20 protein-coding genes are annotated in these 18,021 nt (G+C 70.2%); 8 read left to right on the top strand and 12 right to left on the bottom strand.

The features are described 5' to 3' along the window. Positions 1-115: 115 nt before the first annotated feature. Positions 116-700, top strand: a complete 585-nt coding sequence (locus AC1PZ7_RS02435) for a GNAT family N-acetyltransferase (protein ID WP_482357932.1) — start codon at positions 116-118, stop codon at positions 698-700. 240 nt (positions 701-940) lie between these two features. On the opposite strand, the gene AC1PZ7_RS02430 is transcribed toward AC1PZ7_RS02435, so the two are convergent. Beyond that, positions 941-1,357: an Ohr family peroxiredoxin gene (locus AC1PZ7_RS02430; protein WP_482357931.1), complete on the bottom strand. Its 417-nt coding sequence runs from the start codon at positions 1,355-1,357 to the stop codon at positions 941-943. 270 nt (positions 1,358-1,627) lie between these two features. Here AC1PZ7_RS02430 and ygfZ point away from each other — a divergent pair, with 270 nt between their 5' ends. The 4 genes from ygfZ to AC1PZ7_RS02410 are packed head-to-tail and all read left to right on the top strand — an operon-like array spanning position 1,628 to position 4,277. Then, on the top strand, positions 1,628-2,476 hold the full coding sequence (gene ygfZ / locus AC1PZ7_RS02425; protein ID WP_482357930.1) for a CAF17-like 4Fe-4S cluster assembly/insertion protein YgfZ: 849 nt from the start codon (positions 1,628-1,630) through the stop codon (positions 2,474-2,476). Positions 2,477-2,489: 13 nt separating this feature from the next. Further along, complete coding sequence (locus tag AC1PZ7_RS02420) at positions 2,490-3,074, top strand: DNA-3-methyladenine glycosylase I (protein ID WP_482357929.1); 585 nt, start codon at positions 2,490-2,492, stop codon at positions 3,072-3,074. 10 nt (positions 3,075-3,084) lie between these two features. Continuing rightward, entirely contained in the window at positions 3,085-3,774 is a 690-nt protein-coding gene (locus AC1PZ7_RS02415) for a YfbR-like 5'-deoxynucleotidase (RefSeq protein WP_482357928.1), read from the top strand. After that, the gene (locus tag AC1PZ7_RS02410) at positions 3,771-4,277 is read left to right on the top strand and encodes a tyrosine phosphatase family protein (protein ID WP_482357927.1); all 507 of its coding nucleotides are present in this window, start codon (positions 3,771-3,773) and stop codon (positions 4,275-4,277) included. Before AC1PZ7_RS02415 ends, AC1PZ7_RS02410 begins: the two co-directional genes overlap by 4 nt. 28 nt (positions 4,278-4,305) lie before the next feature. Here the strand turns inward: AC1PZ7_RS02410 and AC1PZ7_RS02405 are convergent, their stop codons facing one another. Further along, entirely contained in the window at positions 4,306-4,983 is a 678-nt protein-coding gene (locus tag AC1PZ7_RS02405; protein ID WP_482357926.1) for a L,D-transpeptidase, read from the bottom strand. A gap of 294 nt (positions 4,984-5,277) precedes the next feature. Between AC1PZ7_RS02405 and AC1PZ7_RS02400 the strand changes: the two genes are divergently transcribed. From AC1PZ7_RS02400 to AC1PZ7_RS02390, 3 genes are all read left to right on the top strand, one after another. Continuing rightward, entirely contained in the window at positions 5,278-6,516 is a 1,239-nt protein-coding gene (locus AC1PZ7_RS02400; RefSeq protein WP_482357925.1) for an MFS transporter, read from the top strand. Between the two features lie 203 nt (positions 6,517-6,719). Continuing rightward, complete coding sequence (locus AC1PZ7_RS02395; protein WP_482357924.1) at positions 6,720-7,220, top strand: hypothetical protein; 501 nt, start codon at positions 6,720-6,722, stop codon at positions 7,218-7,220. A gap of 237 nt (positions 7,221-7,457) precedes the next feature. Next, on the top strand, positions 7,458-7,883 hold the full coding sequence (locus AC1PZ7_RS02390) for a DoxX family protein (protein ID WP_482357923.1): 426 nt from the start codon (positions 7,458-7,460) through the stop codon (positions 7,881-7,883). Between the two features lie 89 nt (positions 7,884-7,972). Here the strand turns inward: AC1PZ7_RS02390 and AC1PZ7_RS02385 are convergent, their stop codons facing one another. The 10 genes from AC1PZ7_RS02385 to AC1PZ7_RS02340 all read right to left on the bottom strand — a co-directional run bounded on the left by AC1PZ7_RS02385 (position 7,973) and on the right by AC1PZ7_RS02340 (position 17,970). Then, positions 7,973-9,790: a tetratricopeptide repeat protein gene (locus AC1PZ7_RS02385; RefSeq protein WP_482357922.1), complete on the bottom strand. Its 1,818-nt coding sequence runs from the start codon at positions 9,788-9,790 to the stop codon at positions 7,973-7,975. Between the two features lie 140 nt (positions 9,791-9,930). Then, entirely contained in the window at positions 9,931-10,368 is a 438-nt protein-coding gene (locus tag AC1PZ7_RS02380) for a phage holin family protein (RefSeq protein ID WP_482357921.1), read from the bottom strand. Next, the gene (locus AC1PZ7_RS02375) at positions 10,369-10,716 is read right to left on the bottom strand and encodes a hypothetical protein (RefSeq protein ID WP_482357920.1); all 348 of its coding nucleotides are present in this window, start codon (positions 10,714-10,716) and stop codon (positions 10,369-10,371) included. It abuts the gene before it with no gap. Positions 10,717-10,800: 84 nt separating this feature from the next. Then, complete coding sequence (trmB, locus tag AC1PZ7_RS02370) at positions 10,801-11,544, bottom strand: tRNA (guanine(46)-N(7))-methyltransferase TrmB (protein WP_482357919.1); 744 nt, start codon at positions 11,542-11,544, stop codon at positions 10,801-10,803. Between the two features lie 129 nt (positions 11,545-11,673). Further along, the gene (gene metK, locus AC1PZ7_RS02365; RefSeq protein WP_482357918.1) at positions 11,674-12,867 is read right to left on the bottom strand and encodes a methionine adenosyltransferase; all 1,194 of its coding nucleotides are present in this window, start codon (positions 12,865-12,867) and stop codon (positions 11,674-11,676) included. 132 nt (positions 12,868-12,999) lie between these two features. Beyond that, positions 13,000-13,407, bottom strand: coding sequence for a helix-turn-helix domain-containing protein (locus AC1PZ7_RS02360; protein WP_482357917.1), 408 nt, complete (start codon positions 13,405-13,407; stop codon positions 13,000-13,002). Between the two features lie 97 nt (positions 13,408-13,504). Continuing rightward, positions 13,505-15,109, bottom strand: a complete 1,605-nt coding sequence (lnt, locus tag AC1PZ7_RS02355; RefSeq protein ID WP_482357916.1) for an apolipoprotein N-acyltransferase — start codon at positions 15,107-15,109, stop codon at positions 13,505-13,507. A 69-nt stretch (positions 15,110-15,178) separates the two neighbouring features. Next, the gene (locus AC1PZ7_RS02350) at positions 15,179-16,426 is read right to left on the bottom strand and encodes a hemolysin family protein (RefSeq protein WP_482357915.1); all 1,248 of its coding nucleotides are present in this window, start codon (positions 16,424-16,426) and stop codon (positions 15,179-15,181) included. A gap of 6 nt (positions 16,427-16,432) precedes the next feature. Further along, on the bottom strand, positions 16,433-16,951 hold the full coding sequence (ybeY, locus tag AC1PZ7_RS02345) for an rRNA maturation RNase YbeY (RefSeq protein WP_482357914.1): 519 nt from the start codon (positions 16,949-16,951) through the stop codon (positions 16,433-16,435). Further along, a complete protein-coding gene (locus tag AC1PZ7_RS02340) occupies positions 16,948-17,970 on the bottom strand; it encodes a PhoH family protein (protein ID WP_482359546.1) in 1,023 nt (340 codons plus the stop codon). Before AC1PZ7_RS02340 ends, ybeY begins: the two co-directional genes overlap by 4 nt. Positions 17,971-18,021 lie beyond the last annotated feature (51 nt).

The raw sequence follows: 18,021 nt of genomic DNA, 5'->3' as shown, positions 1-18,021 counted from the left end.
GCCGGCAAGCGGCTGGATCCTCGGGATACGCCCCGGGGATGAGGGCGAATGGAAGCGATCTTTCACAATTCCCCCTTCCTCTTTTGCCCGGTGCACCCGGGTTTTGGAGGCCTTCATGCTCGCCACCGCCACCCCCGTCATCTCGCACGAGACCGACGCCGACATCGCCCAGCGCGAGGCCCTTCTGGACCTCGCCTTCGGCCGCGCGGCGCGTCTGGCCAAGACCTCCGAGCGCCTGCGCGAAGGCCGCCGGCCGGCCGAGGGCCTCGCCTTCGCCGCCCACGGCGCGGATGGCCGCACGATCGCGACGCTGCGCCTGTGGCACGTCACCGCCGGTCCCGGCCGGCCGGCGCTGCTGCTCGGGCCGCTCGCCGTGCATCCCTGGTTCCGTGACCGTGGGCTGGGCGCCGCCATGATGACGACGGCGGTCTGCGAGGCGACCCGGCTCGGCCACGGCGCGATCCTGCTGGTCGGCGACGCGCCCTATTACGCCCGCTTCGGCTTCGACGTGGCGCTGACGCAGGGCCTGTGGCTGCCGGGTGCCTTCGAGCGCGGCCGCTTCCTCGGGCTGGAGCTGACGCCCGGCGCGCTGCAGGGCGCGCGCGGCCTCGTCAGCCCGACCGGCGAGCCGCTCGCGCTGCCGAGCCTGGGCGAACTGGTGGCGCGCACCGACGCGCGCGAGCTGCGCCGGACGGCCTGAGCGCCGCGCGGCCGCTCCGGGGCGTCATCCCGGCCCCTCCGGGGCGTCATCCCGACCCCTCCGGCACGTCATCCCGGCCGAGCGTCGCGCGCGCCGGGAGCGGCCTGCACGTGCCTCCACGTGCTGCCTCCACGTGCTGCCTCCCCGTGGAGCCTCCACTTGGAGCCTCCATGTGCCGCGCGCTCCCGGACGCCGCCGCGGCGACGTCCGGGATGACGTGGTTCGGGGGGATCGGCCTCGTCAGCCGACGCTGAGCTCGACCGGGATGTTGCCGCGCGTCGCCTTGGAGTAGGGGCACATCTGGTGCGCGGCCTCCAGCACCTCGCGGATCTGCGAGGCGTCGAGCGCGGGGGCCTTGAGCGAGAGCTTCGCCGCGAGGCTGAAGCCGTCGTCGCCCTTCACCAGCGAGACCGCCACGGTGACGGCGGCGCCGGTCACGTCCAGCTTCTTCTGGTGGCCGACCGCCTCGACGGCCGAGCCGAAGCAGGCGGCGTAGCCGGTGGCGAACAGGTGCTCGGGCGTGGTCTTGCCGGGATCGAGCACGCCGTTCTTCGGCATGCCGAGATCGACGGAGACCGAGCCGTCGCTGGTCTGGGAATGGCCGTTGCGCCCGCCGATGGCGGTGGCGGTGCCGGTGAAGAGGACGGTGCCGGACATGAGGCTCTCCTTGCAGGTGTGGACTGGGAGGTGGGGGCCGGGAGGGGGCCGACGACTAACATGGTGCGGCCGCCGCACCCGGCAACCGGCCCCGCGCGACGGGATTTGCGCGCACGCACGGGCATGTGAAGCGGGCCGACGACGCGGCAACGAACGCGGCGGCATGATCTGTTCCCGTTTCGTTTCTTTGTGCTTGCCCCAGGACGCGGCCCGTCGTACCTCTCGGGCAACTCGCCCGCGCCGCCGGGCTTCCATTCGGAGCGCGCCTCCATGCCGATCGCGATCCTGAAGGAGCGCGCCGTCGCCCGCATCGCCGGGGCCGACGCCACGCACTTCCTCGACAACCTGCTCACCTCCCGCACCCCTGCCCCCGGCGAGGCGCGCTATGCCGCGCTGCTCGCCCCGCAGGGCAAGATCGTCGCCGACATGATCGTGCTGGCGACCGAGGGCGGCTTCCGCCTCGACATCCCCCGTGCGGTCGCCGCCGACCTGCTCAAGCGGCTGCAGCTCTACCGGCTGCGCGCCAAGGTCGAGATCGGCCTGCTCGACGACCTCGCCGTCGCGGTCGCCTGGGGCGGGGCGAGCCCGCTGGTCGACACGCTCGCCTATGACGACCCGCGCCTGCCGGTGCTCGGCCGGCGCTTCCTGCTGCCCGCCGCCGAGGCGGCGCAGATCGCCATGGTGCCGGAGTCCGAATGGCACACCCACCGCATCGCGCTCGGCGTGCCGGAGGGCGGGCAGGACTTCCTCTATGGCGACGCCTTCCCGCACGAGGCGGACATGGACCAGCTCGGCGGCATCGACTTCGACAAGGGCTGCTATGTCGGGCAGGAGGTCGTCAGCCGCATGCAGCATCGCGGCACGGCGCGCACCCGCATCATCCCCTTCGCGCTGTGCGGGCCGGCGCCGGCGGAAGGCACGCCGGTCACCGCCGGCGGCAAGAGCATTGGCCGCATCGGCTCGGGCGTGAACGGGCGGGCTCTCGCCCTCGTCCGGCTCGACCGGATGGAGGAGGCGCGCGCCGACGGCAAGGTGATCGAGGCGGACGGCGCGGCGCTGGTGCCCGAGCGGCCCGGCTGGGCGCGCTTCGCCATTCCCGGCGCGGGGGACGCTTCATGAGGGAGGATCTGGCGTGAAGGTTCACACCCATGAGGACGGCATCACCCGCTGCGCCTGGTGCGGCACCGATCCGCTCTATGTCGCCTATCACGACACCGAATGGGGCGTGCCCGAACATGACGACCGGGCGCTGTTCGAGAAGCTGATTCTCGACGGTTTCCAGGCCGGGCTCGCCTGGATCACCATCCTGCGCAAGCGCGACGGATTCCGCGCCGCCTTCGACGGCTTCGAGCCGGAGATCATCGCCCGCTACACGCCGGAAAAGATCGAGGCGCTGATGCAGGACGCCGGCATCGTGCGCAACCGTTCCAAGATCGAATCGACCGTGCGCTCGGCGCAGGTCTGGCTCGACATTCAGGAGCGCGGGCCGGGTTTCTCGAAGCTGCTCTGGGATATCAACGGCCCGGTGCTCGACACGCGCCGCCAGCCGGACGAGCCGGCGCTCGTCACCTCGCCGGTGGCGGTCGCCATGTCGAAGGAACTGAAGCAGCGCGGCTTCAACTTCGTCGGCCCGACCATCGTCTACGCCTTCATGCAGGCGGTCGGCATGGTGGACGACCACGCCGTCACCTGCCACCGCCACGGCAAGGGAGCCTGAGGCTGGACACATGACCCCGCGCGCCAAACCGGAGCGCGCCTGGCAGCGCATGCTGTCGGGCCGGCGGCTCGACCTCATCAATCCCTCGCCGCTCGACATCGAGATCGAGGACATCGCCCACGGCCTCGCCCGCGTCGCCCGCTGGAACGGCCAGACCAGCGGCGAGCACATCTTCTCCGTCGCCCAGCATTCGGTGCTGGTGGAGCTGATCGGGCGGCGCCAGGCGGCCGCGCGCGGTACCGACCTCGACCGCCGCTGGCGCCTCGCTCTGCTGCTGCACGACGCGCCGGAATACGTCGTCGGCGACATGATCAGCCCGTTCAAGGCGGTGATCGGCGGCGACTACAAGGCGGTGGAGGAGCGGCTTCTGGCGGCGGTGAGCCTGCGTTTCGGGCTGCCGGCGCACTGGTCGGCGAGCCTCGTCCGGCTGGTGAAGGCGGCGGACCGCGCCAGCGCCTTCCTGGAGGCGACCCGCCTCGCCGGCTTCGAGATCGCCGAGGCCCGGCGCTTCTTCGGCACGCCCTGCCCGCTCGACAGCGCGGCGGAGCGGGACTATCTCACGCCGTGGAGCGCCGACGAGGCGAAGACGCGCTTCGTGGCCCGCTTTCAGGAACTGGCGGCCGACACGCCGGCGGTGTCCGCCGATGCCGGCCCGAACGCGGATTCCGGCCAGAGCTCCGCCGCCGGAGGACGATCATGATCCATGTCTGCCCGCTGTCGCGTCTGGAGGAGACCGTCACCCGCACCGGCGCCGCCCATGTGCTGAGCGTGATCAACACCGGCACGCCGGTGGCGCTGCCGGCCGCGATCATGCGCGACAACCATCTCTTCGTCGGCTTCAACGACATCGTCGCGCCGCAGGACGGGCTGATCCATCCGGCCGCCGAGCATGTGGAGGCCATCCTCGGCTTCGCGCGGCGCTGGCCGCGCGAGGCGCCGCTGGTGGTGCATTGCTTCGCCGGCATCAGCCGCTCGACCGCCTCGGCCTATATCGCCGCCTGCGCGCTCAATCCGGCGCGCGACGAGGCGGAGATCGCCGCCGCGCTGCGCGCCGCCTCGCCGGTGGCGACGCCCAACGCCCTGCTGGTGGCGCTGGCCGACGCCGCGCTGGAGCGGCGCGGGCGCATGATCGCCGCCGTCGCCGCCATCGGCCGCGGCCGCGAGGCGATGGAGAACGAGCCCTTCGAGCTGGTGCTGGACTGAGGCCGGTCGGGTCCGCCCGGCCGCCGGTTCAGCTCACCGGGGTTGCGCGCGCCGGCAGCACCACCACGCGGGCGCCGGTGGGCACGCGGCGGTACAGGTCGATGATGTCCTGATTGATGAAGCGCACGCAGCCGGAGGACACCTGCGTGCCGATGGTCCACGGCTCGGTGGTGCCGTGCAGTCGGTACAGCGTGTCCTGCCCGTCCTTGTAGAGATAGAGCGCGCGCGGCCCGAGCGGGTTGGTCGGCCCGCCGGCCAGCCCGCCGGCATAGGGGCCGTAGCGCTCCGGCTCGCGGGCGATCATCGCCGGGGTCGGGGTCCAGCGCGGCCAGGCCGCCTTGCGGGCGATGACGCCCTCGCCGCGGAAATTGAAGCCCTCTTCCTTGCCGACGCCGACGCCGTAGCGCAGCGCGCGGCCATTGGCCATCACGAGATAGGCGAAGCGCTCATTGGGATCGACCACGACGGTGCCGGGCTGATAGCGGGTCTGGTAGGCGACTTCCTGGCGCAGGAAACGCGGGTCGATCTGGCTGAGGTCGACCGCCGGCACCGGGAAGGGCTCGTCGGTGATCGCCGCGTACATGCTCAGATAATGCGGGTCCATCGCCGCCGGCAGCACGCGGCTGGAGCGCGAACTGCCGGAGGTGACGCAGCCGGCGAGGGCGAGCGGGGAGGCGATCAGGAACAGGCGGCGGTCGAGAAGCATGATTGGCGCACGGACGATAAGGGGGAAGGGACAGGAGCCCTCACCTACAGGGCGAGCATGGCAAATGTCGCCACGCCGGCCATCACGGGCGCGTCAGGAGGGCGCTTTCCCGCGGCCTGTGGCGCAATGGCCTCACCTGTCAACGACTTGGCTACCGCCAGGCACCCGCCACGTCGCCGTTCCATCAGTTTTCCTGATGGTCATCCTGAAATTTATTCGTTTCCATCGGCGCCGCTGTCGGCGCTAATTTCAGCGCCCGATGCGCCGCTGCGCGCCCAGATCCCGAGGCTCTCCATGTCCGCCGCCACCGAGGCCCCCCGACCGAGCCTTGCCGCCCGCGCACCGCTGCTGATCGTGCTGTGCGGCTGCATGATCGCCATGCTGAGCTTCGGGCCGCGCGCCTCCTCCGGCATCTTCCTGCTGCCGATGACCAGCGAGTTCGGCTGGGGCCGCGACACGTTCGGCCTGGCCATCGCCATCCAGAACCTGCTCTGGGGCGTCGGCACCCCCTTCGCCGGGGCGATCGCCGACCGCTTCGGCGTGATGCGCGTGCTGTGGATCGGCGCGGCGCTCTACGCCGCCGGCCTCATCCTCATGGCCTATTCCTCGACGCCGGGGCTCCTGCACCTGTCGGCGGGCGTGCTGGTCGGCTTCGGCCTGTCGGGCTGCTCGTTCAACATCGTGCTCGCCGCCTTCGGGAAGATGCTGCCGGAGAAGTGGCGCCCGCTCTCCTTCGGCGCCGGCACCGCCGCCGGCTCCTTCGGCCAGTTCCTGTTTCCCCCGCTGGCGGCCGGGTTGAACACCACCATCGGCTGGCACGAGACGCTGATGGTCTTCGGCCTCGCCATGCTGCTGATCCTGCCGTTCTCGCTGGCGCTGGCGGGCTCGCGCGCCGCCCCGAAGACCGAGGAGCGCCAGCAGTCGATCGGCGCCGCGCTGGGCGAGGCGTTCCGTCATCCCAGCTATGTGCTGCTGGTGCTCGGCTTCTTCACCTGCGGCTTCCAGCTCGCCTTCGTCACCACCCATCTGCCGGCCTATCTCACCGATCGCGGCCTCACCATCGCGGTGGGCGGCTGGACGCTGGCGGCGATCGGGCTGGCCAACATGGTCGGCTCGCTGACCTCGGGCTGGCTGTCGAGCCGCATGCCGCGGCGCTACCTGCTGGCGGGGATCTATTTCGCCCGGGGCGTCGTCATCGCCGCCTTCGTGTTGCTGCCGGCCTCGCCGGTGACGGCGATCGGCTTCGGCGTGGTGCTCGGGCTGCTGTGGCTGTCCACCGTGCCGCCGACCTCCGGGCTGGTGATGCTGATGTTCGGCACGCGCTATCTCGCCATGCTCTACGGCTTCGCCTTCTTCAGCCATCAGGTCGGCGGCTTCCTCGGCGTCTGGCTCGGCGGCGTGTTCTACGAGCAGCTCGGCTCCTATGATTTCGTCTGGTGGCTGTCGGTGGCGCTGAGCTTCGCCTCCGCCGCGATCAACCTGCCGATCGTCGAGCGGCCGGTCGAGCGCGGGGCGCAGGCCGCGCGCGCCTGAACGGTCGGCCGCCGGCGTCGCAAATTTTTGCGCTACGTTAACCCTCGTCCTTCACCATAGGCGTCGTGGTACCGAAGTCGTTGCGGCGGCGCCACAGTGCGGGCGTCGCGTGCCTTGTCGAAGGGACCTGATTCGCCGCGCTGCCTTGACAAGGCAGGCTATTCGCAGCGCATCGTAAACGCTCCCGAGCGATGGAAACCCTAATGCGCATCCGTTCCGCCCCGCTGGCTGTCGCGTTCCTTGCCGCCCCCTTGCTGGCGTCGACGGTGCCTGCCTCGGCGCAGACGCTGTCCGCGCAGGAGGCGCAGCGCTTCGTGATGGGTCAGACCTTCTCCTACACCTGCTATGAGGGGACGGCCGGTTCCGGGCGGATCATGCCGGACGGCTCGGTCGCGGGAACCATCCAGATGCGCGGCAAGGGCAATGCGCGCTATGTGACGCTGCCCGCCGGAACCATCATGGTGCGCGGCGAGTCGGTCTGCGCCAAGCTCAGGGGCATGGCCTTCCAGCCCTGCTTCAACCTGGAGAAGACCAGCAAGGTCAGCTTCCGCGGCAACCTCGCCGGCGCCGAGCGCCTGTGGTGCGAGTTCAAGCGCGGCGGCAGCGGGCGTACCCGCCTGGCCGAACGCGCCTCCGGCAAGAGTGCGCCGGCCCGCGCCCAGACCCTGCCGGTCGAGACGGCCGAAATCGACGCCGTCAAGTAGGTCCTGCTTTCGCGCCGACCGTCGATCTGGCGGCGCCGGCCCGCGCGGGCAGCGGCCGACTATTGGGCCGATCATCGGGCCGGGCAGCGGGCACCCCTGTCAATCCACGAAGACATTGCGCTGACGCAATATTGATCCGGTATTCGTGGCTATCGCGTTGCAATTCGCGGCGGGGTACCTCGGGATCACTTCAGGCAACGGCCTGACCCGAAACCCACTCCTTCCGCGAGATCCGCCATGATCGATTCCCGTTCCGCGCCCTACGGCGTCTTCCTCCTCCGCGTTGCGCTCGGCCTCATGTGGGTGTCCCACGCGCTGCTGAAATACGTTGTCTTCACCATTCCCGGCTTCGCCGGCTTTCTCGGCAGCCTCGGCCTGCCCGAGGCGCTGGCCTGGCCGGTGTTCCTGGCCGAGCTGATCGGCGGCGTGGCCATCATCGCCGGCGTCTATGCCCGCCACGTCGCGCTGCTGCTCATCCCGGTGATGGCCGGCGCCATGAGCGTGCATATCGGCAATGGCTGGCTGTTCTCGGCGGCCGGCGGCGGCTGGGAATACCCGGCCTTCCTGATCGTGACGTCCTTCGCGCTCTGGCTGATCGGCGATGGCGCCTTCGCCCTGCGTTCGCGCCCGCTGCTGTTCGTCGGCCGTCCGGCGACCGTCTGAGCGCGCCGACGACACCGCACCGCGCAAAATGAAGAAGGGCGGGTCTCTCGCGAGGCCCGCCCTTTTCTCATGCCTTCCTGCCGGTGGGCTCAGCCGCCGCCGCCCTGCTTCTGGCTTTCCTGGGTCTTGTCGACCGCCGCCTTCTGCGGCTCGGCGGCGGGCGCCACCTCGGTCTTCTGGACCTCGTCCTTCTTCGCCTTGATGCGCTCGGCCTCGTCGAGGCCGACGGCGATCTTGCGCTCGATGTCGACCAGCTCGTCCGGCTCGGGCTTGAGGTCGCGCGCGTGGTTCCACTTGAAGCGGGCCTCGAGCTTGCGGTCGACCTTCCAGTAGGCGTCGCCGAGATGGTCGTTGATCACCGCCTCGTTCGGCTTCAGCTCGACCGCGCGTTCCAGCTCGCGCACCGCGTCGTCGTAATGGCCGGTGCGGTAATAGGCCCAGCCGAGGCTGTCGATGAAGAAGCCGTCATCGGGCCGCAGCGCCACCGCCTTGCGGATCATGTCGGTGCCCTGGTCGAGGTTCACGCCCTGGTCGATCCAGCTATAGCCGAGATAGTTCAGCACATGCGGCTGGTCCGGCTTCAGCGCGAGCGCCTTCTGCAGGTCGGCCTCGGACTTGTCCCACTGCTTGGTGCGCTCGAAGCAGGTGCCCCGGAAATAATACAGCATCCAGTCATTGGCGGCCGGCGTCTGCAGCTGGTCGATCGCCTTGGTGTAGACCTCGGCGGCCTCGGCGAACTTCTCGTTCGAGCGCAGCACGTCGCCGAGCGCCATCAGCGAGCGCTGGTCCTTCGGGTTGGCGGCGACCACCTTCTCCAGCACGGCGCGCGCCTCGTCGAACTTGTCGATGGCGTCGAGATTGAGCGCGCGCTGCACGTCGGCATTCACCTTGAAGGGCGAGCTGGCGGGCACCCGCTGGTAGAGCGCGATGGCGTCGTCGTGCCGCTTCATCGATTCGAACAGGTCGGCCAGCGTGATGTCGATCAGCACATGCGAGGGGTCGAGCCAGCGGCCGAGCTGCAGATAGACGAGGGCGAGATCCTCGCCGCCCTGGCGGCCGAGCGCCGCGCCGATGCCGTAGAGCACCTCGGCCGCGCCGGCGGCCGGCGTGGTGACGAGCGCCGGCAGCGTCTTGCCGGCCTCCAGCTGTTCGAGCGAGCGGGCGACCAGCGGGTCGTTCGGCACCAGCTTGTCGAACGCCTGATAGGTCTCGATGGCGAGCTTCTTGTTGCCGCTGCGCGAGGCCCAGCGGGCATAGGCGTCGACCACGCGCAGCGTGCGCGGGTCGATCTTCAGCGCGCTTTCCAGCCGCTGGCCGGCTTCCTTCTTGACGCCGGCGGCGTCGAGGATCAGCCCGGCATGGAAGTCCTTGAAGCCGGCATACCATTCCGGCCCCTGCAGCGCGTCGATGGCGGCGACGCCGGCGCGCGCATTGCCCGAGCCGAGCTGGCTCCAGGCGCTCAGCAGCGTCGCGTTCAGCTCGGCGATGGCGCCCTGGCCGGCGCGGCGCAGATTGCTGCGGGCGGTGACGTACTGCTTGGCCTTGATGGCGCGCACGCCGAGGACGAGGCGCGCCAGCGTGTGTTCGGGATCGACGCGGACGATGCGCTGGGCGAGGTCGACCGCCTCGTCCACCGCGCCTTCGGCGAGAAGGGTGAGGAAGGCGCGCTCCAGCAATTCGCCATTGCGCGGGAACAGCCGCACCAGCTCGCGGTAATAGGCCGCGGCCGCGCCGGTGTCGCGCTCGCTGATGGCGAGTCGGGCAGCGAGATAGTTGCCGGCCGGGGCCGAGCGGGCGATGAAGTCTGCCGGAGGGGCCTCGGCCAGCACCGGCGAGGCGGTGCCCAGTGCCGTGAGCGTGGCGAGAATGGCCGCTCCCGGCCGCAGCGACAAACGTCGGAACGTCAAGTTGGAACCTCCTGCGGCAAGCCCTACCGCGCCATGGCGCCCGGCTTCGGCCTTTTCTGGCAGATTGGTCCTTTTTAGCCGCCCCTGCAATAACGAGAGGCTAATGCGGACCGGGCTCCGGAGAGCCCGGCATCACATTCTCAGACCCGTCGGCCAAGAATAAGGCCGACCAGCGCGGCGCCCGCCGCAATCGCCAGCGCCGCCGAAACGTTGCCAGGCGGGGCACCGCCGGGAGGGGCTCCCGGCGTCGCGCCCGGCATCGCGCCCTGTGCCGCGGCCGGCGGAACGGGGGGGACAGAGAAGGCGCCATAGGCCGGCGCGCGCGGCTGGTGCCGCGTGCGCATCACCGCCACCATCAGGAAGATCAGCCCGATCACCAGCATGAAGCCGGCGATCACCAGCGAGGCGGTGATGGCGTCATAGCGATCGGCCAGCAGGATGAAGGTGGCCGCCAGGAAGAACAGCAGCGAGATCGCCACCAGCAGCCCGCCTATGGCGAGCAGCAGCGCCGTCGTGCGGGCCCGGCGCAGGGCGTGGCGGATCTCGGCGCCGAAAAGCGTGAAGAGCAGCCGGAGCATTCATCGGCCCCGCGACAGCAGGCCGAACATGAAGCCGACCCCCAGTGCCGCGAGCACCGCGCCGAAGGGATTGCGTTCGATGGTGGCGCCGAGATCATGGCCGAGCGCCTGGGCGCGGCCCTTGGCGTCCTCGTAGACCGCATAGCCTTCTTCCGCCAGACCTGCGGCGGCGGCCTCGGCGCGGGCGGCGCCGGCGCGCACCCGGCCGACCACCGCGTCGGCGGCGGCGTCGCCTTCCGCCCTGGCGAGGGCGGCAAGCGTCTCGGTGAGCTTGGCGACATCGGCGCGCAGGGTGGCGAGGTCGGCGGTCAGCTTGGAGAAGTCATCTTGCGCGTTCGGTTGAGCCATGTGGATCTCCTGGGTACCGGCCGGGACAACGGCCTGTCCCTCAACGCGGGCGCCGTTACCGAAGTTCCCCATCCTAGGCGGTAATCAGAGGCGCCGGAACTCGTAATATCCCGGTCGCCGGCCTTCCCTCAGCGCCTTGGCCTCGTAGCGCGTGCCCGGCCAGCCGGCCCAGGGCAGGCGCCAGTCGTCGGCGCGCTCCGCCGTCCAGTCGAAGCGCGGATCGGCGAGGAACTGGCGCAGCGTCCAGGCGGCATAGTGCTCGATGTCGGTGGCGAAGCGGAAATGCCCGCCGGGCGCGAGCAGCCGCGCGAAGCGGTCGATGTTGTCGGCCTGCACGAAGCGGCGCTTCCAGTGCCGGCGCTTGGGCCACGGGTCGGGATAGAGCAGGTCGATCCGCTCCAGTGCGGCGTCGGGCAGGCGGTCGAGCAGCGGCACCACGTCGTCGCCATAGAGCCGCACATTGGCGAGGCCGAGGCCGGCAATGGCGGCGGTCGCCTTGGCGATGCCGTTGAGAAACGCCTCGGCGCCGATATAGCCGATGTCGGGATGGCGCTGCGCCTCGCTGAGCAGGTGCTCGCCGCCGCCGAAGCCGATCTCCAGCCGCACCGCCCGCACCGGGTGCGGGAAAAGCGCTTTGAGCGGGCCGGCGCCGATATCCTCGAGCGCGATGGAAAGGCGCGGCAGGTCCTGCGCCAGATGGGCGGCCTGCGCGGTGCGCAGCTTCTTGCCCTTGCGCCGGCCATAGAAGGCGGCCTCGCGCGGCGCCGTCCCGTCGGCGCCCTCGCGGTCGGTGCGCTCGCGGTCGGCGGTGTCGTCGTCGGCGGTCATGCGGCTACTCGGAAGACGGCGGCGGCTCGTCATGCAAAACGGGGCGGACCCGATGTCCACCCCGCTTAATCGCATCGATCGGCGCGTGCAACCGTCCGGTAAGGACGGCGCCGGCCGGGACCGCGTCGCTCAGGCCACCGCCGCCTTGATGGCGTCGGCGAGGTCGGTGCGCTCCCAGGAGAAGCCGCCATCGGCTTCCGGCGCGCGGCCGAAATGGCCATAGGCGGAGGTGCGGGCATAGATCGGCCGGTTGAGGCCGAGATGCTCGCGAATGCCGCGCGGACGCAGGTTCATCACCTCGCGCAGCGCCTTCTCCAGCTTGGCTTCCTCGACCTTGCCGGTGCCGTAGAGGTCGACATAGACGGCGAGCGGATCCGACACGCCGATGGCGTAGGCGAGCTGGATGGTGCAGCGGTCGGCGACGCCGGCGGCGACGACGTTCTTGGCGAGGTAGCGCGCGGCATAGGCGGCCGAGCGGTCGACCTTGGTCGGGTCCTTGCCCGAGAAGGCGCCGCCGCCATGCGGGGCCGCGCCACCATAGGTGTCGACGATGATCTTGCGGCCGGTGAGGCCGCAATCGCCGTCCGGACCGCCGATGACGAACTTGCCGGTCGGGTTGACGTGCCACACCGTGGCCGGCGTGATCCAGCCTTCCGGCAGCGCCCGGCGGATATAGGGCTCGACGATGTTGCGCACGTCGTGCGACGACAGGTCGGCGTCGAGGTGCTGGGTCGAGAGCACGATCTGCGTGACCTCGACCGGCCTGCCGTCCTCGTAGCGGATGGTCACCTGGCTCTTGGCGTCCGGGCCGAGCACGGTGCTCTCGCCGGAGTGGCGGGCGTCGGCCAGCAGCTTGAGGATCTTGTGCGCGTAATAGATCGGCGCCGGCATCAGCTCGGGCGTCTCGCGGCAGGCATAGCCGAACATGATGCCCTGGTCGCCCGCGCCTTCATCCTTGTTGCCGGTGGAATCGACGCCCTGGGCGATGTCGACCGACTGCGCGTGCAGGTGCACGTCGATCTGCGCCTTCTCCCAGTGGAAGCCGTCCTGCTCGTAGCCGATGTCCTTGATGGCCAGCCGGGCGATATGGGTCAGCAGGTCGCGGGTGATCTGCGCCGGGCCGCGGGTCTCGCCGGCGATCACCACCCGGTTGGTGGTGGCGAGGGTCTCGGCGGCCACGCGCAGCTGGCTCGGATCCCAGCCGAATTCCGGACCATGCTTGAAGAAGGCATCGACGATCTCGTCGGAGATGCGGTCGCAAACCTTGTCCGGGTGGCCTTCGGAAACGGATTCGCTGGTGAAGAGATAGGCTTGACGGGACACGCGTCGGCTCCTCGATTCTCGACCGGCGCATGGAAAGCGCGCCCGGCCGCGCATCTTTTGCAAGCGCGGTCGGGCCGGTCAAGGATTTCACGGCGGAATCGTTCGGAAAAAAGAACGCCGCGCGCGACCGGTTCAGCTCGCCGGGGTGTCCTCGGCGAGCGCCTCGACGAGATCGACGATGCGCCGGCGAACCTTGCCGTCGCTGATCTTCAGGAAGGCGCGGGTCAGCGCCAGCCCTTCGGTCGAGGCGAGGAAGTCGGAGACATAGGCGGGGGAAGCCTCTTCGGCGAAGCCGCTCGCGCCGGTGACGTTCGGCGCGCCCTCGAAGAAAAAGGCGACCGGGACACCGAGCACGTTGGAGATATTCTGCAGCCGGCTGGCGCCGATCCGGTTCGTGCCTTTCTCGTATTTCTGGATCTGCTGGAAGGTAATGCCGAGGCTTTCGCCCAGTTTCTCCTGGCTCATACTGACCATCATACGCCGCATGCGCACCCGACTGCCCACGTGCTTGTCGATGGGGTTAGGGGATTTCTTCGTCATCGGCTTCCCTGACTGCAAACAAAAAAATACCTCCCTCCGCCGATCTGGTGGAGAGAAGCAGTGCCCGAGCCCGGAATCAGTCTAGGCAAAGCTGGTCCTACCGTCGATCAATCAGCGCGTGCATCTCTCGCCGACGCAACACAATCACAAGCAATAGGCCCGAGAGGAGCAGGAAAACCGGTATATAATTGCCATATGAGGCATAAATTGTCCCGGGAAGAGCGTCCGGCAAAGCGCCGTCGAGGACGCCGCGTACACCCAGGGGTAGCATTCCGGTGATTCGACCAAGAGGGTCCACGATGGCGGAAATGCCGTTGTTGGTGGCCCTGACCAAGGGTAGTCCTTGCTCGATCGCCCGCAGCCGCGCCTGCTCGAAATGCTGGTGGGGACCGGGCGTGATGCCGAACCAGGCGTCGTTGGAGACGTTGAGCAGGAAACCCGGCCGCTCGCCCGGCGCCAGATCGGCCGGCATCACCTCGTCGGGGAAGATCGCCTCGTAGCAGATCAGCGGAACCGCCGGCGGCAGACCGGGAATCGTCAGCAGCGCGCGCTCGCGCGCCGCGGCGAAGCCGCCGCGCAGGCGGGTGAGCTGTTCCAGCCCGATGGATTCGAGCGTTTCCTGAAACGGCAGGTATTCGCCGAACGGAACGAGATGCACCTTGTCGGCATTGGCGCGGATCGTGCCGTCGGAATCGATCACCCGCAGGCTGTTGAACACGTCCGGCCGCGCGCGCCCCGGCACCGGCTCGAAGCGCGCGGCGCCGGTGATCAGGGTGGTCCCGGCCGGCAGCATCGTCGCGAGGCGGGCGATCACCTCGGGCTGGCGCTCCAGGAAGAACGGGAAGGCCGATTCCGGCCAGAACAGATGGGTGACGCCGGCGAGCCCGTCTCCGCTTTCGCTGGTGGCGATGTAGAGGTCGATGATCTTGTGGCGGGCGCCGTAGCTGAACTTCTGGTCCTGCGCCACGTCGGGCTGCATCAGCCGCAGCCGGGCGCCGGGCACCGTGCCGACCTCGGTGGCGGCGAGCCGCCATTGCCCGCCCGCCCACAGCGCGGCGAGTGCCGCGAGGGCGAGGCCGAGGGGGGCGTAGCGCCGGCGCGGCGCGGCATCCGCGTCGAACAGCGCCGCCGGGCTCGACAGGGTGGCCAGTGCGACGAGGCACAGCCCCATCAGCCCGATCACCGAGGCCGCCTGCGCAAAGCGCAGATCGGTGGCCAGCCCATAGCCGAAATCGTTCCAGGGAAAGCCGGTCAGCAGCGTGCCGCGCAGTCCTTCGGTCAGGGTGAGCGCGACGGCGAAGGCGAGGAGGCGCCCCGGCCCCCTCATCCACACCAGCCGGGCCAGCGCGCAGCCGAGCCCGGTGAACAGGGCGAGATAGGCCGGCAGCCCGATGACGGCGATCGGCATCAGCCAGAGGAAGGCGTCGGCCTGCACGAGGAACGCCTCGCCGATCCACCACAGGCCGGCGAGGAAATAGCCCAGCCCGAACAGCCAGCCGGCGGCGAAGGCCGCCGCCAGCCCGCGCCTCGGCGGCAGCGCGGCGGTGGCGTCGATCAGCAGCACCAGCGCCGGCAGGGTGAGGGCGAGCACCGGCCACAGGCCGAAGGGCGGCATGGCCAGCGCCGACAGCGCGCCGGCGAGCAGCGCGACGACGGCCCGCCAGCGTGCCGGCGCCGCTTTCAGATGATCCGCCGTCAGCATGCCGCGCGGAACCGGTGTCGTTCGGGCAAGCGTCCGGGCAAGCGTCGGGGCAAGCCTTCGGGCAAACGTTCAGGCCGCATCGCTGCCGTGCGCTCTGTCGGTATGGCGGGGCGACAGCTTGGTCTGCTGGGCGGGTGGCGGCAGGCTGCTGCTCGCCGGGCGCTCGTCCGCCGCCGGCTCGCGCCGGGCCTCCGCCGTGCCGACGGCCGCCTCGCCGCCGCGGGTGGAGATGCGCAGCCGCTTGACCCGGCGCGGATCGGCGTCGAGCACCTCGATCTCGAAATTGTCCGGGCCGAGCACGATCTCGCCGCGCACAGGCACGCGGCCGGCCAGGGTGACGAGCAGGCCGCCGAGCGTGTCGACCTCTTCGGCCTCCTCGCCGAGCGCGAAGGCCGGATCGATGATCTCGGCGACGTCCTCGAGGCTGGCGCGCGCATCGGCGATGAAGCTGCCGTCGGGCTGGCGGGTGATGGCCGGGGTCTCGTCCTCGTCGTGCTCGTCCTCGATGTCGCCGACGATCTCCTCGACGAGGTCTTCCATCGAGACGATGCCGTCGGTGCCGCCATATTCGTCGATGACGAGGGCGAGATGGATGCGGCTCGCCTGCATGCTGGCCAGCAGCTCGATCGAGGGCATGGACGGCGGCACGAAGAGCAGCCGGCGGATCAGCTTGGCGGCGCTGAGCGAGGTGCTGAGGTCGATCGCCTTGAGATTGAAGGTGGCGGCCGCCTTGCCGCGGGAGGCGCCCTCGGCGGGGCCGGCCGGCCTCTCCTCCGTCCCGGCCGCCGGCGTGGCGGACCGCGTGGAGGCGCCGCGCACCGCCGCGCCGCGCGGCATCATGGCGCGCTGGGTGAGATAGGTGACGAGGTCGCGGATGTGGACCATGCCGACCGGATCGTCGAGCGTGTCGTCATAGACGACGAGGCGCGAATGGCCGGCGTCGGCGAAGACGGTGAGCAGTTCGCCGAGCGCGATGTCCTTCTGCACGGCGACGATGTCGGCGCGCGGCACCATGACGTCGCCGATGCGCAGTTCGCGCAGGCCGAGGATGCTCCGGAGCATCGACCGCTCGGTCGGGGTCAGGTCGGTCCCGGTCTCGACGCTGGCGGAGGACAGCACCTCGGCGAGGTCCGAACGCAGCGAACCGGAGGAGCGCCAGCCTCCGACGAGGTGGCGCAGACGGTCGAAAATGCCGACGCGGCGCTCCGTGGAGCGGGCGTCGGCCGTGCTTCGCTGCCCGGCGCTCGCCGGGCTGCTACTTGGGTCCTCGCCGCCCTGCTGGGGAGGGGAGGACGAACTGGAAACGGGGTCGGACATCGATCTTCAGTCAGGTTGAGAAACGGGTTCGGTTTCGGAATAGGGATCGGGCACGCCCAGATCGGCGAGGACGCGGCGTTCCATCGCCTCCATCTCCTCGGCCTCCTCGGCGACCTCGTGGTCGTAGCCGAGCAGATGCAGGGTACCATGGACCGCCAGATGCGCGAGATGGTCGGCGAAGGGCTTGCCTTCCGCCTCGGCCTCGCGCTGCAGCGTCTCGAAGGCGATCGCGATGTCGCCGAGATGGGGATCGCCCCCGGCCCGCGCCACTTCCGGCGTCGGGAAGGACAGCACGTTGGTGGCGCTGTCCTTGCCGCGCCAGTCGCGGTTGAGCGCGCGGATGGCGGCGTCGTCGGCGAGCTTCACCGCGATCTCGGCGCCGTCTATGTCGAGCTCGTACTCGGTCAGGGCGCCGGCGCAGGCGGCGGTCACCGCCCGCGTCACGAGGTCGGCGGCTCCGGGAACGCCCGACCAGGCGTCGGACTCCAGGAGCACGTCGACCTCGATGCGACTGTCGTCGCTCATCGCGGCGGAGCCTCCGTGTCGTTGCCGCGCCGCCCGCCGGCGCCCGCCCGCTCGCCGGCGGCCCGGTCGCTGATGCTCTTGGCGTCGTAGGCGGCGACGATGCGCCCGACCAGCTCGTGGCGCACCACGTCGGCGGCGTGGAAGTGGCAGACCTCCACGCCCTCGACGTTCTTCAGCAGCGACACCGCCTCGGCAAGGCCGGAGGTCTGGCCCGGCGGCAGGTCGATCTGGCTGGGGTCGCCGGTGATGATCATGTGCGAGTTCTCGCCCAGGCGGGTGAGGAACATCTTCATCTGCATCGAGGTGGTGTTCTGCGCCTCGTCGAGGATGACGCAGGCGTTTGCCAGCGTGCGCCCGCGCATGAAGGCGAGCGGGGCGATCTCGATCTCGCCGGAGGTGAGCGCGCGCTCGACGAAGGCGCGGTCCATCAGGTCGTGCAGCGCGTCGTAGATCGGCCGCAGATAGGGGTCGACCTTCTCCTTCATGTCGCCGGGCAGGAAGCCGAGCCGCTCGCCCGCCTCCACCGCCGGACGCGACAGGATCAGCCGGTCGACCACGCGCCGCTCCAGCAGGTGGACGGCATAGGCGACGGCGAGCCAGGTCTTGCCGGTGCCGGCCGGGCCGACGCCGAACACCAGCGTGTGGCGCTTGAGCGCGCGGATATAGGCGTCCTGCGCGGCGGTGCGGGCGCGCACCGGGCGGCGGCGGAGCTGGATCTCGTCGAAGCTCTGCTTCTTCGTCGCCGGGTCGAACTCGAACAGGATGCCCTGCGCGGCGGCCTCGCGCAGCACGCCCTCGACATCGCCGGGCAGCAATTCGCCGCCCTTCTTCAGCCGGGCGTAGAGCGTCTCCAGCACGTGGCGCGCCTGCTCGCAGGCCTCGCGCGGGCCTTCCAGCGTGACATGGTTGCCGCGCTGCTCGGCGACGATTTCCAGCCGGCGCTCGATCAAGGCGAGGTTCTGCCCGTAATGGCCGAAGAGCTGGCTGGCGATGCGGTTGTCGTCGAAGGCCAGCACGATCTGGCTCGTCGCGTCCTCGGGAGGCTCGAGCCACGGCGCGGCCGGGCGGGA

This window comes from Ancylobacter sp. TW_SC_1, from assembly GCF_056836805.1.
This window is presented reverse-complemented; position numbering and strand designations above follow the sequence as displayed.

Bases quoted from the DNA above. Each gene is read 5' to 3' on its own strand.
- lnt (WP_482357916.1), bottom strand. From the start codon at position 15,109: ATGCTGACGGCGGATCATCTGAAAGCGGCGCCGGCACGCTGGCGGGCC.
- ybeY (WP_482357914.1), bottom strand. From the start codon at position 16,951: ATGAGCGACGACAGTCGCATCGAGGTCGACGTGCTCCTGGAGTCCGAC.
- AC1PZ7_RS02375 (WP_482357920.1), bottom strand. From the start codon at position 10,716: ATGGCTCAACCGAACGCGCAAGATGACTTCTCCAAGCTGACCGCCGAC.
- AC1PZ7_RS02410 (WP_482357927.1), top strand. From the start codon at position 3,771: ATGATCCATGTCTGCCCGCTGTCGCGTCTGGAGGAGACCGTCACCCGC.
- AC1PZ7_RS02400 (WP_482357925.1), top strand. From the start codon at position 5,278: ATGTCCGCCGCCACCGAGGCCCCCCGACCGAGCCTTGCCGCCCGCGCA.
- ygfZ (WP_482357930.1), top strand. From the start codon at position 1,628: ATGCCGATCGCGATCCTGAAGGAGCGCGCCGTCGCCCGCATCGCCGGG.
- AC1PZ7_RS02350 (WP_482357915.1), bottom strand. From the start codon at position 16,426: ATGTCCGACCCCGTTTCCAGTTCGTCCTCCCCTCCCCAGCAGGGCGGC.
- trmB (WP_482357919.1), bottom strand. From the start codon at position 11,544: ATGACCGCCGACGACGACACCGCCGACCGCGAGCGCACCGACCGCGAG.
- AC1PZ7_RS02435 (WP_482357932.1), top strand. From the start codon at position 116: ATGCTCGCCACCGCCACCCCCGTCATCTCGCACGAGACCGACGCCGAC.
- AC1PZ7_RS02360 (WP_482357917.1), bottom strand. From the start codon at position 13,407: ATGACGAAGAAATCCCCTAACCCCATCGACAAGCACGTGGGCAGTCGG.
- AC1PZ7_RS02415 (WP_482357928.1), top strand. From the start codon at position 3,085: ATGACCCCGCGCGCCAAACCGGAGCGCGCCTGGCAGCGCATGCTGTCG.
- AC1PZ7_RS02395 (WP_482357924.1), top strand. From the start codon at position 6,720: ATGCGCATCCGTTCCGCCCCGCTGGCTGTCGCGTTCCTTGCCGCCCCC.
- AC1PZ7_RS02390 (WP_482357923.1), top strand. From the start codon at position 7,458: ATGATCGATTCCCGTTCCGCGCCCTACGGCGTCTTCCTCCTCCGCGTT.
- AC1PZ7_RS02430 (WP_482357931.1), bottom strand. From the start codon at position 1,357: ATGTCCGGCACCGTCCTCTTCACCGGCACCGCCACCGCCATCGGCGGG.
- AC1PZ7_RS02380 (WP_482357921.1), bottom strand. From the start codon at position 10,368: ATGCTCCGGCTGCTCTTCACGCTTTTCGGCGCCGAGATCCGCCACGCC.
- AC1PZ7_RS02405 (WP_482357926.1), bottom strand. From the start codon at position 4,983: ATGCTTCTCGACCGCCGCCTGTTCCTGATCGCCTCCCCGCTCGCCCTC.